Origin of the sequence: Bradyrhizobium sp. WU425 (assembly GCF_021052305.1) — a bacterium.
Taxonomy (GTDB): Bacteria; Pseudomonadota; Alphaproteobacteria; order Rhizobiales; family Xanthobacteraceae; genus Bradyrhizobium; species Bradyrhizobium canariense_D.
Genome location: NZ_CP088089.1, coordinates 666,669 through 680,816, shown reverse-complemented (window position 1 = coordinate 680,816; position 14,148 = coordinate 666,669). Strand labels below are relative to the sequence as shown.

The 14,148-nt window shown below is 64.6% G+C and carries 13 protein-coding genes; 8 read left to right on the top strand and 5 right to left on the bottom strand.

The genetic code is table 11. The annotated features are described in order from the left end of the window. Positions 1–175 precede the first annotated feature (175 nt). The 7 genes from cyoA to BcanWU425_RS03110 are packed head-to-tail and all read left to right on the top strand — an operon-like array spanning position 176 to position 7,083. Positions 176–1,336 carry a ubiquinol oxidase subunit II gene (gene cyoA / locus BcanWU425_RS03140; RefSeq protein WP_026232429.1) on the top strand — a complete coding sequence of 387 codons (1,161 nt, stop codon included), beginning with the start codon at positions 176–178 and terminating at the stop codon, positions 1,334–1,336. 11 nt (positions 1,337–1,347) lie between these two features. Continuing rightward, positions 1,348–3,345, top strand: coding sequence for a cytochrome o ubiquinol oxidase subunit I (cyoB, locus tag BcanWU425_RS03135; protein WP_018452957.1), 1,998 nt, complete (start codon positions 1,348–1,350; stop codon positions 3,343–3,345). Next, positions 3,346–3,975, top strand: coding sequence for a cytochrome o ubiquinol oxidase subunit III (gene cyoC, locus BcanWU425_RS03130; protein WP_085358837.1), 630 nt, complete (start codon positions 3,346–3,348; stop codon positions 3,973–3,975). Next, positions 3,972–4,358, top strand: coding sequence for a cytochrome o ubiquinol oxidase subunit IV (gene cyoD / locus BcanWU425_RS03125; protein WP_204512779.1), 387 nt, complete (start codon positions 3,972–3,974; stop codon positions 4,356–4,358). The genes cyoC and cyoD overlap by 4 nt, the downstream gene beginning before the upstream one ends. After that, positions 4,355–5,209 carry an SURF1 family protein gene (locus BcanWU425_RS03120; protein WP_204512780.1) on the top strand — a complete coding sequence of 285 codons (855 nt, stop codon included), beginning with the start codon at positions 4,355–4,357 and terminating at the stop codon, positions 5,207–5,209. The genes cyoD and BcanWU425_RS03120 overlap by 4 nt, the downstream gene beginning before the upstream one ends. Continuing rightward, complete coding sequence (locus BcanWU425_RS03115) at positions 5,181–6,560, top strand: ATP-binding protein (RefSeq protein WP_204512781.1); 1,380 nt, start codon at positions 5,181–5,183, stop codon at positions 6,558–6,560. Before BcanWU425_RS03120 ends, BcanWU425_RS03115 begins: the two co-directional genes overlap by 29 nt. Next, positions 6,550–7,083 carry a response regulator transcription factor gene (locus tag BcanWU425_RS03110; protein WP_018452952.1) on the top strand — a complete coding sequence of 178 codons (534 nt, stop codon included), beginning with the start codon at positions 6,550–6,552 and terminating at the stop codon, positions 7,081–7,083. Before BcanWU425_RS03115 ends, BcanWU425_RS03110 begins: the two co-directional genes overlap by 11 nt. A gap of 37 nt (positions 7,084–7,120) precedes the next feature. Here BcanWU425_RS03110 and BcanWU425_RS03105 read toward each other — a convergent pair whose 3' ends face one another. Continuing rightward, positions 7,121–7,831 (bottom strand): glutathione S-transferase family protein, encoded by a 711-nt coding sequence (locus tag BcanWU425_RS03105; RefSeq protein ID WP_204512782.1) that lies wholly within the window; start codon positions 7,829–7,831, stop codon positions 7,121–7,123. A 109-nt stretch (positions 7,832–7,940) separates the two neighbouring features. On the opposite strand from BcanWU425_RS03105, the gene BcanWU425_RS03100 reads away from it, so the two are divergent. Next, a complete protein-coding gene (locus BcanWU425_RS03100; protein WP_204512783.1) occupies positions 7,941–8,312 on the top strand; it encodes a winged helix-turn-helix transcriptional regulator in 372 nt (123 codons plus the stop codon). Between the two features lie 135 nt (positions 8,313–8,447). Here the strand turns inward: BcanWU425_RS03100 and BcanWU425_RS03095 are convergent, their stop codons facing one another. From BcanWU425_RS03095 to BcanWU425_RS03080, 4 genes are all read right to left on the bottom strand, one after another. Then, the gene (locus tag BcanWU425_RS03095; RefSeq protein WP_018452949.1) at positions 8,448–9,272 is read right to left on the bottom strand and encodes a CarD family transcriptional regulator; all 825 of its coding nucleotides are present in this window, start codon (positions 9,270–9,272) and stop codon (positions 8,448–8,450) included. A gap of 344 nt (positions 9,273–9,616) precedes the next feature. Continuing rightward, positions 9,617–9,955, bottom strand: coding sequence for a ferredoxin FdxA (fdxA, locus tag BcanWU425_RS03090; protein ID WP_018452948.1), 339 nt, complete (start codon positions 9,953–9,955; stop codon positions 9,617–9,619). Between the two features lie 132 nt (positions 9,956–10,087). Then, positions 10,088–10,330 carry a S4 domain-containing protein gene (locus BcanWU425_RS03085; protein ID WP_018452947.1) on the bottom strand — a complete coding sequence of 81 codons (243 nt, stop codon included), beginning with the start codon at positions 10,328–10,330 and terminating at the stop codon, positions 10,088–10,090. Between the two features lie 49 nt (positions 10,331–10,379). Further along, on the bottom strand, positions 10,380–13,796 hold the full coding sequence (locus tag BcanWU425_RS03080) for a helicase-related protein (RefSeq protein WP_204512784.1): 3,417 nt from the start codon (positions 13,794–13,796) through the stop codon (positions 10,380–10,382). Positions 13,797–14,148 lie beyond the last annotated feature (352 nt).

Below are 14,148 nucleotides of genomic sequence, written 5' to 3'. Positions count from 1 at the left end.
GCCCTTAACGTTCTGAAACCAAAGCCGACTGCCCGGCGAGGCGCCAGGCAATCGAATCCTGTCTGGCGCAACATCCCGCACTGCAACATTGGACAAATTGTCCAATGTTGGGATTGCTGCGCCGCAGCTACCCCTTGGCCCCGCAAAAGAAACTCATTCTCATAAGGCTCGGCCCGTGTCCCGTTTCAAGATCCTGGCGATGCTACCCTTGGCGGTTATGCTAAGTGGCTGCAACTACGTCGTGCTGGCGCCGGCCGGCGATATCGCGGCGCAGCAGCGCGACCTTGTCATCATCTCCACCGTCCTGATGCTCCTGATTGTCGTCCCCGTGATGGCCCTGACGGTGCTGTTCGCCTGGCGCTACCGGCAGTCCAACACCGACGCCCGCTACGAGCCGGAATGGGACCACTCGACCAGCCTCGAGCTGGTGATCTGGTCGGCGCCGCTTCTGATCATTGTTTGCCTTGGCGCGCTGACCTGGATGGGCACGCACCTGCTCGACCCCTATCGCACGCTCGGCCGCATCCATGCCGACCGCGCAGTCGACCAGTCCAAGGCCCCGCTCGAGGTCGACGTCGTCGCGCTCGACTGGAAGTGGCTCTTTATCTATCCGGATTACGGCATCGCCACCGTCAACGATCTGGCAGCTCCCGTCGATCGTCCGATCAACTTCCGCATCACCGCGTCCTCGGTGATGAACTCGTTCTACATCCCCGCGCTGGCCGGCCAGATCTACGCAATGCCGGGCATGGAGACCAAGCTCCACGCCGTCGTGAACCACGCCGGCAGCTATCGGGGCTTTTCGGCGAACTACAGCGGGGCCGGCTTCTCCGGCATGCACTTCAACTTCCAGGGTCTCGACGACAAGGGCTTTGACGCCTGGATCGCCAGCGCCAAGTCCGGCGGCGGCTCGCTCGGCCGCGCCGAATATCTCCAGCTCGAAAAGCCCAGCCAGAACGAGCCGGTGCGGCGCTACGGTACCGTGGATTCCGATCTCTACCGCCTGATCCTCAACATGTGCGTCGAGACCGGCAAGATGTGCCAGAGCGAGATGATGGCGATCGACGCCAAGGGCGGCCTCGGCCATGAGGGCCTGAACAACACCCTGCCGCTGGCCTACGACAAGTACGCCCGCCGCGGCACCGCGCTTGGGCCGGAGCCGACTTTCGTCGCCGGCACCTGCACGCCCGATGCGCCGCAGGGCAGGACCACCGCTTCCATCACGGCACCTGTCGACACCGCGCCGCTGCTCGGCGCCGGCCTGAAGCGGCCGAGTTTCACGCCGCTGAAGTCCTCGTCCTTCTTCCTCGGACAACGTCCGAAGTCAGATTCGTAAAGAGATCCCGCATGTCTCCTGATCTTCTCAAGCTCATCTTCGGCCGGCTCACCTTCGAATCGCTGCCGCTGCACGAGCCGATCGTCGTCGGCACGTTTGCCGTGGTGGCGACCGGCGGCCTCATCATGCTCGCCGGCCTGACCTATTTCCGCGTCTGGGGTTATCTCTGGAGCGAGTGGTTCACCAGCGTCGACCACAAGCGCATCGGCATCATGTACATGATCCTCGGCATCGTGATGCTGCTGCGCGGCTTCGCCGACGCGCTGATGATGCGGTTGCAGCAGGCGCTCGCCTTCGGCGGCTCGGAGGGCTATCTCAACGCCCATCACTACGACCAGGTCTTCACCGCCCACGGCGTGATCATGATCTTCTTCGTGGCGATGCCGCTGGTCACCGGCCTGATGAACTTCGTCGTGCCGCTCCAGATCGGCGCGCGCGACGTGTCGTTCCCGTTCCTGAACAATTTCAGCTTCTGGATGACGGTCGGCGGCGCGGTGCTGGTGATGGCCTCGCTGTTCATCGGCGAATTCGCCCGCACCGGCTGGCTCGCTTATCCGCCGCTGTCGAACATCGGCTACAGTCCGGATGTCGGCGTCGACTATTACATATGGGGGCTACAGGTCGCGGGCGTCGGAACGACACTGTCCGGCATCAACCTGATCTGCACCATCGTCAAGCTGCGGTGCCCCGGCATGACCATGATGCGGATGCCGGTGTTCACCTGGACCGCGCTCTGCACCAACGTGCTGATCGTCGCTTCCTTCCCGGTTCTGACCGTCGTGCTCGCGCTGCTCTCGCTCGATCGCTACGTCGGCACCAACTTCTTCACGAACGATTTCGGCGGCAGCCCGATGATGTACGTGAACCTGATCTGGATCTGGGGTCATCCCGAGGTCTACATCCTGGTTCTCCCCGCCTTCGGCATCTTCTCGGAAGTGACCTCGACCTTCTCGGGCAAGCGGCTGTTCGGCTACACCTCGATGGTCTACGCCACGGTGGTCATCACCATCCTGTCGTACCTGGTCTGGCTGCACCACTTCTTCACGATGGGGTCGGGCGCCAGCGTCAACTCCTTCTTCGGCATCACCACGATGATCATCTCGATCCCGACGGGCGCGAAGATGTTCAACTGGCTATTCACGATGTATCGCGGCCGCATCCGCTTCGAGCTGCCGATGATGTGGACGATCGCGTTCATGCTGACCTTCGTGCTCGGCGGCATGACCGGCGTGCTGCTCGCGGTGCCGCCGGCCGACTTCGTCCTGCACAACAGCCTGTTCCTGATCGCGCACTTCCACAACGTAATCATCGGCGGCGTCGTGTTCGGCGCGTTCGCCGGTATCGGCTACTGGTTCCCGAAGGCGTTCGGCTTCAAGCTCGACCCGTTCTGGGGCAAGCTGTCGTTCTGGTTCTGGGTCACGGGCTTCTACCTCGCTTTCATGCCGCTCTATGTGCTCGGACTGATGGGCGTGACCCGCCGGCTCCGTGTGTTCGACGACCCGAGCCTGCAGATCTGGTTCATCGTCGCCGGCATTGGCGCCTTCCTGGTCTTCCTTGGCATCCTCTCGATGCTGATGCAGTTCGCCGTCAGCTTCCTCAGGCGCGAGCAGCTCAAGGACGTCACCGGCGATCCCTGGGACGCGCGCACGCTGGAATGGGCGACCTCCTCGCCGCCGCCGGCCTACAACTTCGCCTTCACCCCCGTCGCTCACGACAACGACGCGTGGTGGGACATGAAGAAGCGCGGTTATCAGCGCCCGCTCACCGGGTTCAAGCCGATCCACATGCCGAGCAGCACCGGCACCGGCATCATCCTCGCCGGCTTCGCCACCGCGATGGGATTCGGCCTGATCTGGTACATCTGGTGGCTGGCGGCCGCGAGCTTCATCGCGATGCTCGCCGTCGGCATCGGTCACACCTTCAACTATCACCGCGATTTCGATATTCCGGCCGAGGACGTCATCCGGGCCGAAGACGCGCGCACCAAGCTGCTCGCCGGAGCCAAGTAAATGACTGTCGCTGTCAATCCCACGCAAACCGGCGAGCCGGTCTTCTACCTCGCCGACGAACACCCGCATCCGGAAGGCTACAGCACCTCGCTCGGCTTCTGGATCTATCTGATGAGCGACTGTCTCATCTTCGCGATCCTGTTCGCCACTTTCGGCGTGCTCGGCGGCAATTACGCCGCCGGCCCGGCGCCGAAGGATCTGTTCGAGCTGCCGCTGGTCGCGGTCAACACCTCGATGCTACTGCTGTCGTCGATCACGTATGGTTTTGCCATGCTGACGATGCAGCAGAACAAGATCGCGCAGACCCAGATCTGGCTGGCGATCACCGGCCTGTTCGGAGCCGCATTCATCGGCATCGAGCTGTCCGAGTTCGCCCACATGATCCATGAGGGCGCGACGCCGCAGCGTAGTGCTTTCCTGTCCGCCTTCTTCACCCTGGTCGGCACCCATGGCCTGCACGTCAGCTGTGGCCTGATCTGGCTGGTGACCCTGATGGTGCAGGTCTGGAAGTTCGGCCTGATCGACGCCAATCGCCGCCGCCTGATGTGCCTGTCGATGTTCTGGCACTTCCTGGACGTGGTCTGGATCGGCGTCTTCACCTTCGTCTATCTCCTGGGAGTTCTGCGATGAACACCGATACTCACGCCGCCCACGCGGACGATCATCATCACGGCGACAGCCACGCCAATGCCCACGGCTCGTTCTCGACCTATATGCTCGGCTTCGTGCTCTCGGTCGTGCTCACCGCGATCCCGTTCTGGCTGGTGATGAGCGGCGCGCTTCCGAGCAAGCAGATCACCGCGCTGGTGATCATGGCCTTCGCGGTCGTGCAGATCGTCGTGCACATGATCTACTTCCTGCACATGAACACGACGTCAGAGAACGGCTGGAGCATGATGGCGCTGATCTTCACCATCGTCATGGTGGTGATCGCCCTGTCGGGTTCGCTGTGGGTGATGAACCACCTCAACAGCAACATGATGCCGATCCACCAGATGTCCGGAATGAAATGACAGAGACCGGGACCGTGGCCAGCAAGGCAACCGGGCGCGACGCTGCGCACCCGCCCTCATGGCTCGCGGTCCTCTCGCTCACGGCCATTGCACTTCTGATCGCGCTCGGCGGCTGGCAGATCGAGCGCCGCGCCTGGAAGCTGGCGCTGATCGATCGCGTCGAGCAGCGCGTTCATGCCCCGGCCCAGCCGATCCCCTCCCCGGCGGCATGGCCGACCGTCTCCGCCGCAAACGACGAATACAGACACGTCAGCGTCTCCGGCCGGTTCCTGCATGACCGCGAGACCCTGGCTCAGGCCGTCACCGAAGAAGGCCCGGGCTATTGGGTGCTGACACCGCTCAGGCGCGACGACGGCACGCTGGTCCTGGTCAACCGCGGCTTCGTGCCGTCCGACCGGCGCGATGCGTCGACGCGCTGGGACGGCAACCCGCAAGGCCAGGTCGAGATCACCGGCCTGTTGCGCGTGACGGAGCCAAAAGGCGGATTCCTCAGAAATAACGTGCCGGAGCACAATCGCTGGTACTCGCGGGATGTCGCAGCGATTGCGACGGCACGCGGCCTCGACCACGTCGCGCCCTTTTTCATCGATGCCGACGCTCGATCACAATCCGGCAGCGGCCCAATCGGCGGATTGACCGTGATCAGCTTTCCCAATAACCACCTGATCTACGCGCTGACGTGGTTTGCTCTGGCGTTCATGCTGGCCGGCAAACTTTTCGTCACATTCGGCGGCGGGCTGTTCCGCCGCAAGGAGCCCTGGAGCGGCTTCGCCCACGAAGCGGCCGGCGGCCTCGATGCTGTCGCCCGCAGGACGGGATCAGATGCTGGAACGATCGGCGAGCCCACCTGACAACGGAAGAACGCATGGCGCCGTCACGCTGCAATCGCAGGCGGACGCGCGCAGCGAGCTGATCGGCACAGCGCCAACCGACGACGAGACCAACCGCAAGAACATGGCGCTGCTGATCCAGCTACGCTGGACCGCAGTGGTCGGCCAGATCGTGACCATCGGCGGCGTGCATGTGTGGCTCGGCATTCCCCTGCCCCTCACCCGCATGGGCGCGGTAATCGGCGCCCTGATATTTCTCAACATCTCCAGCCTGGTCTGGGTGCGCCATCGCGCCGCGATCACCAACAATGAGTTGCTGGTCGCCCTGATGCTGGACGTCGCCGCGCTGACCGCGCAGCTTTACCTCAGCGGCGGCGCCACCAATCCCTTCACCTCGCTGTTCCTGCTCCAGGTGACGCTGGGCGCGGTGCTGCTCGATGGCCGCTCGACCTGGTCGCTGGTCGCCTTGACCTGCGCGAGCTTCGTCTGGCTGACCGTCGCCTACCGACCGCTCGATCTGCCGCCGAACCCGCTGAGCGAGACCTACACCCTCACGGTTGCCGGCATGCTGCTGGGCTTCGTGCTCAACGCCGTGCTGCTGGTGGTGTTCGTCACCCGCATCAACAGGAATTTGCGCGAGCGCGACGCGCATCTGGCGGCGCTGCGCCAGCATGCCGCCGAGCAGGATCATATCGTGCGCATGGGCCTGCTCGCCTCCGGCGCGGCTCACGAGCTCGGCACGCCGCTCGCCTCGCTCTCGGTCATCCTCGGCGACTGGCGCCGCATGCCCGACCTCGCCGCCGATCAGGAGCTGGCCGAGGACCTCGAGGAGATGGAGACCTCGCTGCAACGCTGCAAGTCGATCGTGACAGGCATTCTGGTGTCGGCGGGCGAAGCCCGCGGCGAGGGATCGTCGCCGACGACGGTGGCGGCTTTCGTCACCGCGCTCGTGGAAGAGTGGCGCGACGCGCGCTCGGCGCGCACGTTGTATTTCGTCAACACTTTCGGCGAAGACGTCGCAATCGTCTCGGACGTCGCGCTGAAGCAGGTGATCTTCAACGTGCTCGACAACGCCTACGAGGTCTCGCGCGACTGGGTCGAGCTCGTTGCCGGGCGCGAGGGCGATCATCTCGTGCTGTCGATCAGCGATCGCGGCCCCGGCTTTGCGCCGGAGATGCTGGCACAGCTCGGAAAGCCCTATCAATCGAGCAAGGGCCGCGCCGGCGGCGGGCTCGGCCTGTTCCTGGTGGTGAACGTGGTGCGCAAGTTAGGGGGCAGCGTGACCGCCGAGAACCACAGGAAGCGCGGCGCTACGGTCCGCCTCACGCTGCCGCTCGCAACGCTCGCGATCGGAGGCAGCTTTGACGCCTGATCGTTCGCTCGTGGTCGTCGAGGACGATGCCGGCTTCGCCCGCACCCTGAAGCGTTCGTTCGAGCGCCGCGACTACGAGGTCGTGCTCGCCGCCTCGATCGAGGACGTGCGGAAAGTCCTGGAGGAGCGATCGTTTGGCTATGCCGTCGTCGACCTCAAGCTCGGCGGCGCCTCGGGACTGGCCTGCGTGGAGCTCTTGCACACGCACGATCCAGAGATGCTGATCGTGGTGCTGACGGGCTTTGCCAGCATCTCCACCGCCGTCGAGGCCATCAAGCTCGGCGCATGCCACTATCTGGCAAAGCCGTCGAACACCGACGACATCGAGGCCGCCTTCAACAAGGCCGCAGGCAATGCCGAGGTCGCGCTCGACGCCCGGCCGACATCGATTAAGACGCTGGAGTGGGAACGCATCCACCAGACCCTGATCGAAACCGATTTCAACATCTCGGAAGCCGCAAGGCGGCTCGGGATGCATCGGCGGACGCTGGCGCGGAAGCTCGAGAAGCGGCCGGTGAAGTGAGGAGGAGCGGATCGAAGCCGCTCCTCCTCTCCACTGGTTAAGCTTGCTTGCCATATCGCGCGATGACGTCGGCCAGGGCGGTGTGGCCTGCGCAGGATCCTGTTCCCGGATCATTGCTGCCGCTCTCCACGGCGGTGGCGTAGATGACCCCGGGATCGGCCTCGAGTTGTTGGCGCAGCGCGGCCAGCTTTGGCCAGCGGCTCCTGTCCGCGACAGCGTGGAAGTCGAGCCAGCGCGCCACACCTGCCAGCAAGGCGTCCGCGAGGGTCGGCCGGTCGGCGAGCAGGAACCTTGCCGGCTCGATCATGCCTTCGAGCTTGTCGTGGCGTTCGATCACCTTTCTCCTTCCGAACTCCCGCAAGGCCGAACGCATGGCGTCGTCCATCGCCACGCCTTCCATTGCGACCCAAAGCGGCGCGAAGGCGCCGGTAAAGCCGGTATTCACGAACGCCATCAGCTGGTGCATGCGATCGGCTTGCGGCGACAACGGATCAAAGCTGATGCGCCGTTCGGTATCCCTGGCTTCGAGCCAAGCCGCGATCGCCATGGTTTCCGTCAGCACATCGCCCTGGTCCGTTATAAGTGCAGGCGTCTCGTGTCGCGGATTGATCCTGGCGTATGACGGGCTCAGCATCTCGCCCAGCATGTCGACGCGACACAGGCGATATGGCCTGCCAAGCCATTCAAGAGCTGCAACGAGTCCCATGGAGCTTCCCATCGGGAAGCCGTAGAGTAGGATTGGATCCATCGATCTATTCTCCGTGATTTCTGATGATCACGCTGCGCAGCGGTCCCGAACCCTAGTCGCTCGCTCCATCAAGTAAATTGCGAACATTTTTGTAACCTGGAGTCCGCCGATGAAAGACCTCGTTTCGAGATGTCCCATCGAGGAAGTGATGCAGATCCTGAGCGGCCGGTGGCCTACGCTTCTGATCTACTATTTGAAACAGGGCACCAAACGGTTCAGCGACTTGCGTCGGGACAATCCGACCATCTCGCACAGGATGCTCGCCCTCGAGCTTCGCAAGCTGGAGGACGCCGGTATCGTGAACCGCACGGAATTCGACGGATACCCGTTGAGGGTCGAGTACGATCTGACCGCCGCCGGCCACACCTTGGTGCCGTTGATCGATGCGTTGGGCGCCTGGTGGTCGACGGTTGCGACTGACGCGCGCGGAGACGACCGCGAGACCGGGCGCGGCGCTTCGGGAAGCGCATCGCGGGTTTAATCCTGTTCAGGACCGCATAGGCTCAAAGCAATTCCGCCCGCTGACGTCCCCGAACCGGGACGGTCAGCGTCTCCAAAACAAGAAGCCCGGCCGTAAGGCCGGGCTTTGATCTGTTGCGTTCGACGCGCGAGACGCTTACGCGGCCTCGTCGGCGACCGTGGCGCCGCCCTCGGTCTCGTCGCTATCGCCCTCGGCGTCCGCATCGGCCTCGCCTTCGGCGGCTTCGGACTTGGCGCCAGTGCGGCGCGGGCTCTTGGCGAGCTGGGCCTCGATCTCCTTGACCGCTTCGGTCTCGGTCGAGTGCTGCACCACCGCGATCTCGCGGGAGAGACGGTCGAGCGCTGCTTCATAGAGCTGGCGTTCGCTGTAGGACTGCTCCGGCTGCGACTCGGAGCGATAGAGGTCGCGCACGACTTCCGCGATCGCGACGATGTCGCCCGAATTGATCTTCGCTTCGTATTCCTGGGCGCGGCGCGACCACATGGTGCGCTTGACGCGGGCACGGCCCTTGAGGGTCTCGAGCGCACGCTTCACCAGCGCGGGGTCGGAGAGCTTGCGCATGCCGACATTGGCGACCTTGGCGGTCGGCACGCGCAGCGTCATCTTGTCCTTGATGAAGTTGATGACGAACAGCTCGAGCTTCGCGCCGGCAATCTCCTGCTCCTCGATGGCCAGAATTTGGCCGACGCCGTGAGCGGGATAGACGACGAATTCGTTGGCCTTGAAGCCCTGACGCTGGGTCACAACCTTCTTTTCCTCGACCTTCGGCGCAACAGCCGCGGGCTTCACGGCCGGCTTGGCGGCAGCAACAGGGGCCTTGGCAGGAGCAGCAGCAACAGGAGCCTTTGCGGCGGGCTTGGCAGCGGGAGCCTTGGCAACAGCGGGCTTGGCGGCAGGCTTGGCGGCAACAGGCTTGGCAACGGTCGCTTTCGCGGCCGGCTTGGCAGTCTTGTTAGGCATTGCGCTTCTTTTGTTCTTCGAGGACTTTGCAGCCGGCGCCTTCGTCGCGGTCCGACCCTTGGATGCGCTACGGCTGGCCGCGGCGACTTTCTTGGCGTCCTTATGGGAAGCCTTCGCTGAAGTACTCTTTTTACGCGTTTTCTGTGACACAGCCTGCGCGCGGAAACTGCCACGCCCCTGTTCGACATTTGGTTTCACGGGAACCCAACGGGGCCGACGGGGCTAACCAGGGTTCGGCTCAATGTGCCCAATATAGCACATTTCCCGCAAAAATCAATGATTTAGGGGTGTTAAGGCCTAGTTTTCGGCGGTAAGGCCGCTAATAGGGTTAAGTTTGGCCCGAATTAGTCGCCGGAGCCGGGGTTCGGCGAGAAATACTTGTCGAACTTGCCCTCCATGCCGTCGAAATCCTTGGCGTCGTCGGGTGATTCTTTCTTCTGGGTGATGTTCGGCCAGCTCTTGGCGTAGTCGGCGTTGACCGTGAGCCACTTTTCCAGGCCCGGTTCCGTGTCCGGCTTGATGGCATCGGCGGGGCATTCCGGCTCGCACACGCCGCAGTCGATGCACTCGTCAGGATGGATGACGAGCATGTTCTCGCCCTCGTAGAAACAGTCGACCGGGCAGACCTCGACGCAGTCGGTGTACTTGCACTTGATGCACGCTTCAGTGACGACGTAAGTCATCCAACGCTCCGAAAAGCTCTTTTAAAAGTCGCGGCTTGCGTAGCGCGGATGGCCCGGCGCCGCAAGCTCAGGAACGGCCGATCATGACGGCTTTATGCGCTTGATCGACCAAGAAATGAATTCGAAGCGCAATTAATTGCGCTGAGAACTTGGCGGGCCTTCACCGAGCTCTTCGTAGAGCACACGGGCCGAGGCGGCATCGCCACGGCGCTCGTTGAAGGCGATGACTTTCAAGACGCGCACGGTGCGATCGAGCGCGATGGTGAGCACGTCGCCGATCTTGATCGCATGCCCCGGCGATTTCTCGCGTGCGCCGTTGACGCGAACATGGCCGGACTCGACAAGCGCGGCCGCGGAGGTGCGCGCCTTCACCACCCGCGCGTGCCACAGCCATTTGTCGATGCGCTGCCGCTCGGTCGTGGGCTCACTCCTTACGCCCGGACAGCTGCTCCTTCAGCGCAGCGAGCTTCGCGAACGGCGAGTTCGGATCGACCGGACGATCGCGCTCGCGCGGGGTGGCGCTCGATGCGTAGGGGCGCAGCGACGGTCCGCCCTGGCGGTCGCGGCCCTTGTCGCGGTCACGGCCACGGTTATCGCGGCCCTTGTCGCGATCGCCGCCGAACTTGCCCTTGTTGCGGTCCTTGTTGTCGCGGTCCTTGCTGCCGCCATTCTTGCCCTCGAAGCGGCGGTTCTTGTCGTCGCGGCCCTCGGGACGCGGCGCAGCTTCGGCGCCACCTTCTCGCGGCTTGCGGAAGTCCCTGCCACCATCTCGACGATGACCGCCGCCATGGCGATGGCGCTCACCGCGCTTCTCGCCGTCGGCGGCAGGCTGGGCTTCGCCTTCGGCAGGCGCAGCGCCGGCTTCAGCGCCCGCCTGTGGACGCGGCTGGTGATGACGCTGGTTGCGATGGCGCTCGTGGCGCGGCTTGCGATCATCGTGACGGCCCGCGGGACGCCAGACCTCGATGAGCTCGGGCTCGGCAGGCGTCGCCGCGGCTTCCACGGGCGCTGCCGCATCGGCCGACGCAGCGGCTTCAGTTGCAGCGGTCTCTGCAGGCGCGGTTTCGGCAGGTGCGGTTTCGACAGCTTCAGCGGGGGCAACAGGCTCTTCCGCAGGTGGCGCGATGCCGGGAGCGTCTTCCGGCGTGACGGAAGCTTCGAGCGCCGGCTCGTCATGCGCGGGCTCGTCGTGCTGCTCCATCCCGGGCGCGTCTTCGACGGTCACAGGCTCGGCAGCGGCTTCGATCGCGGCATCCGCAGGGGTTGCGGCGTCCTCGACCGGCGTTTCGGTTGCGGGCGTCTCTTCGCTGGAGGCTTCAGCAACAGGCGCCTCAGCAATAGGCGTCTCGACAACAGCCGCGGCGGGCTTCGCCGGCAGCGGCGGGCGCTTGTCCATGCGATAGCCGAGCGCACGCAGCACGGAGGCAAAGTCTTCGCCGGCGGAGCCGGTGAGCGAGGTCATCGCCTGCGTCACCACAAAGCTGCGGCCGTCGAATGCCCCGGCGGGCTTTTCGCCAGACGCGTTCTCGCGCCAGGCCAGCGCCGGACGGATCAGATCGGCCAGGCGCTCGAGGATATCGACGCGCACGGCGCGCTCGCCGGCCTGCTTGTAGCCGAGCACGCGATAGGCATCGCGCGGCAGCTGCTTGTCGACCGGGAACGAGGTGCGGCCCGAGCTTGCCAGATGCTGCGCGCCAGACAGCGCGGAGGGATCGACATTGTCCTGCTTCAGCGCCCAGAGCAGCGCGGCCAGCGCACGCCCGGCCGGCTTGAGCAGGCCGGGGAAATAGAGGTGATAGGCGCCGAAGCGGACGCCGTATTTGCGCAAGGTCGCGCGCGAGGGCTGGTCGAGATCCTTCAGCTCGTTGGCGATCTTCGGGCGCTCCAGCACGCCGAGCGCCTCGACGAGCTGATAGGCGATGCCGCGGGCGATGCCGGTGACGTCCTCGGCCTTGCTGAGCTCGAACAGCGGCCCGAGCAGCTTTTCGATATGCGTCTTGAGCCAGAGCTCAAGCCGCGCCTGCACCTTGTCGCGGGGGGCGCCCGTGAGGCGTTCGTCGGAGATGATGCGGATGCGCGGATGCAGCGCTTCCTCTGCGGCAGACAGCCGCGCCACGGCGTCGCCGGTCCAGCGGATGATGCCTTCCGAGGTCAGCACGAACTGCTCGTCCGGCGCATTGCCCAGTTTTTCGGCGCGCGCGTTGATCTCGCCGGCGAGCACGGCCTGCGCTGCAGCCTGCAACGCTTTCGCATCGGAGCCGGCTTCCGCCGCATCCGGTGCAAAGGTGAAGCCATCGAGGCGGCCGATGACATGGCCTTCGACGATGACTTCGCCGGTCTTGCCGATTTCCGTATTCAAGCTCGTGTTCTCCCGCAGGCGGCGCATCAATACACTGGTCCGGCGATCAACGAAACGCTCAGTCAAGCGTTCATGGAGCGCATCCGATAATTTATTTTCGACCTCGCGGGCGATCCCCTGCCAGCGTTCGGGGTCTTTCAGCCAGTCGGGGCGGTTGGCGACGAAGGTCCAGGTGCGAATCTGCGCGATCCGGGCCGACAGCGTGTCGATATCGCCGTCAACGCGGTCGGCCTGGTCGATCTGGGTCCTGAACCAGGCGTCGGGGATGCATCCCTTCCGCATCAGGAAGCCGTACAGCGTCGTCACCAGCTCGGCATGGGCGGCCGGCGACAGCTTTCGATAATCCGGGACCTGGCAGGCCTCCCACAGCCGTTCCACCGCATCCTTGCCATGCGCGACATCGCGCACTTCGGCGTCGCGCGCGGCGTGGTCGAGCACGCGCATGTCCTCGGCGATCGGCGCACGCGTCAGCGCGTCGTGGCCGGGGGCCAGGTTCAGCGACACCTGGAGCGCGCCGAGGGACGCAAAATCCAGCTTCGAATTGCGCCATTGCAAAACCTTCACGGGATCGAAGGTGTGGTTCTGCAGCGCATTGACGAGCTCGGGCTCGAACGGCGCGCAGCGGCCGGTGGTGCCGAAGGTGCCGTTGCGGGTGGCGCGGCCGGCGCGGCCGGCGATCTGGGCGAATTCGGACGGCGTCAGGCGACGGAACTGGTAGCCGTCGTACTTGCGGTCGGAGGCAAAGGCGACGTGGTCGACGTCGAGATTGAGGCCCATGCCGACGGCGTCGGTGGCGACGAGGTAATCGACCTCGCCGTTCTGGAACATCGCGACCTGCGCGTTGCGGGTGCGCGGCGACAGCGAACCCAGCACCACGGCGGCGCCGCCATGCTGGCGGCGGATCAGCTCGGCGATGGCGTAGACCTCGTCGGCCGAGAAGGCGACGATGGCGGTGCGGCGCGGCTGCCGCGTGATCTTGCGATCGCCGGCGAATTCCAGCTGCGACAAACGCGGCCGCGTGATCATGGAGACGCCCGGCAGCAGCCGCTCGATGATCGGGCGCATGGTCGCAGCGCCGAGCAGCAGCGTCTCGTCGCGGCCGCGGCGATTGAGGATGCGATCGGTGAAGACGTGGCCGCGTTCGAGATCAGACGCGATCTGCACCTCGTCGACGGCAAGGAACGAGACGTCGAGATCCCGCGGCATCGCCTCGACGGTCGAGACCCAATAGCGCGGCGCTTTCGGCTTGATCTTCTCCTCGCCGGTCACGAGCGCGACGGCGTCGGGGCCGACCCTTGCTGCGATCTTGTTGTAGACCTCGCGCGCGAGCAGGCGCAGCGGCAGCCCGATCATGCCGGAGGGATGCGCGAGCATCCGCTCGATGGCGAGATGGGTCTTGCCGGTGTTGGTGGGCCCAAGCACCGCAGTGACGCCGGCGCCGGGAAGCCGCTCGGAAGCGAAGGGGGAGGAGGAAAAAGGCATCTGGGGGATTAGGTAATGGCGATTGGGGCGAATGTCAGTGCTGTTTTGGGGCGGGGGCGCGAAGGGCCGGCTCACACGCTGGTGTCATCGCCCGGCTCGACCGGGCGATCCAGTATTCCAGAGGCGGCGCAGATCAAACCGAGAGGGCGCGGCGTACTGGATGCCCCGGTCAAGCCGGGGCATGACGGCGGAGAATGCGGCGCCCCTTCCCAGATCCCGCGCAACTGTCTCACTTTGCGACGCTTTTCCCGTTGGCTTTAAGCTTCGGAACGAGTTGAGAACGAATCGCGGCCGAATCGCTGACTCCCCCTTGAGTCCTGTTCCGTTCACGCAAGATGTCGCGGGAGGCTTA

Coding starts and splice junctions, on each gene's coding strand:
- cyoB (WP_018452957.1), top strand. CDS start 1,348: ATGTCTCCTGATCTTCTCAAGCTCATCTTCGGCCGGCTCACCTTCGAA.
- cyoC (WP_085358837.1), top strand. CDS start 3,346: ATGACTGTCGCTGTCAATCCCACGCAAACCGGCGAGCCGGTCTTCTAC.
- cyoD (WP_204512779.1), top strand. CDS start 3,972: ATGAACACCGATACTCACGCCGCCCACGCGGACGATCATCATCACGGC.
- BcanWU425_RS03120 (WP_204512780.1), top strand. CDS start 4,355: ATGACAGAGACCGGGACCGTGGCCAGCAAGGCAACCGGGCGCGACGCT.
- BcanWU425_RS03115 (WP_204512781.1), top strand. CDS start 5,181: ATGCTGGAACGATCGGCGAGCCCACCTGACAACGGAAGAACGCATGGC.
- BcanWU425_RS03105 (WP_204512782.1), bottom strand. CDS start 7,831: ATGGATCCAATCCTACTCTACGGCTTCCCGATGGGAAGCTCCATGGGA.
- BcanWU425_RS03100 (WP_204512783.1), top strand. CDS start 7,941: ATGAAAGACCTCGTTTCGAGATGTCCCATCGAGGAAGTGATGCAGATC.
- BcanWU425_RS03095 (WP_018452949.1), bottom strand. CDS start 9,272: ATGCCTAACAAGACTGCCAAGCCGGCCGCGAAAGCGACCGTTGCCAAG.
- fdxA (WP_018452948.1), bottom strand. CDS start 9,955: ATGACTTACGTCGTCACTGAAGCGTGCATCAAGTGCAAGTACACCGAC.
- BcanWU425_RS03080 (WP_204512784.1), bottom strand. CDS start 13,796: ATGCCTTTTTCCTCCTCCCCCTTCGCTTCCGAGCGGCTTCCCGGCGCC.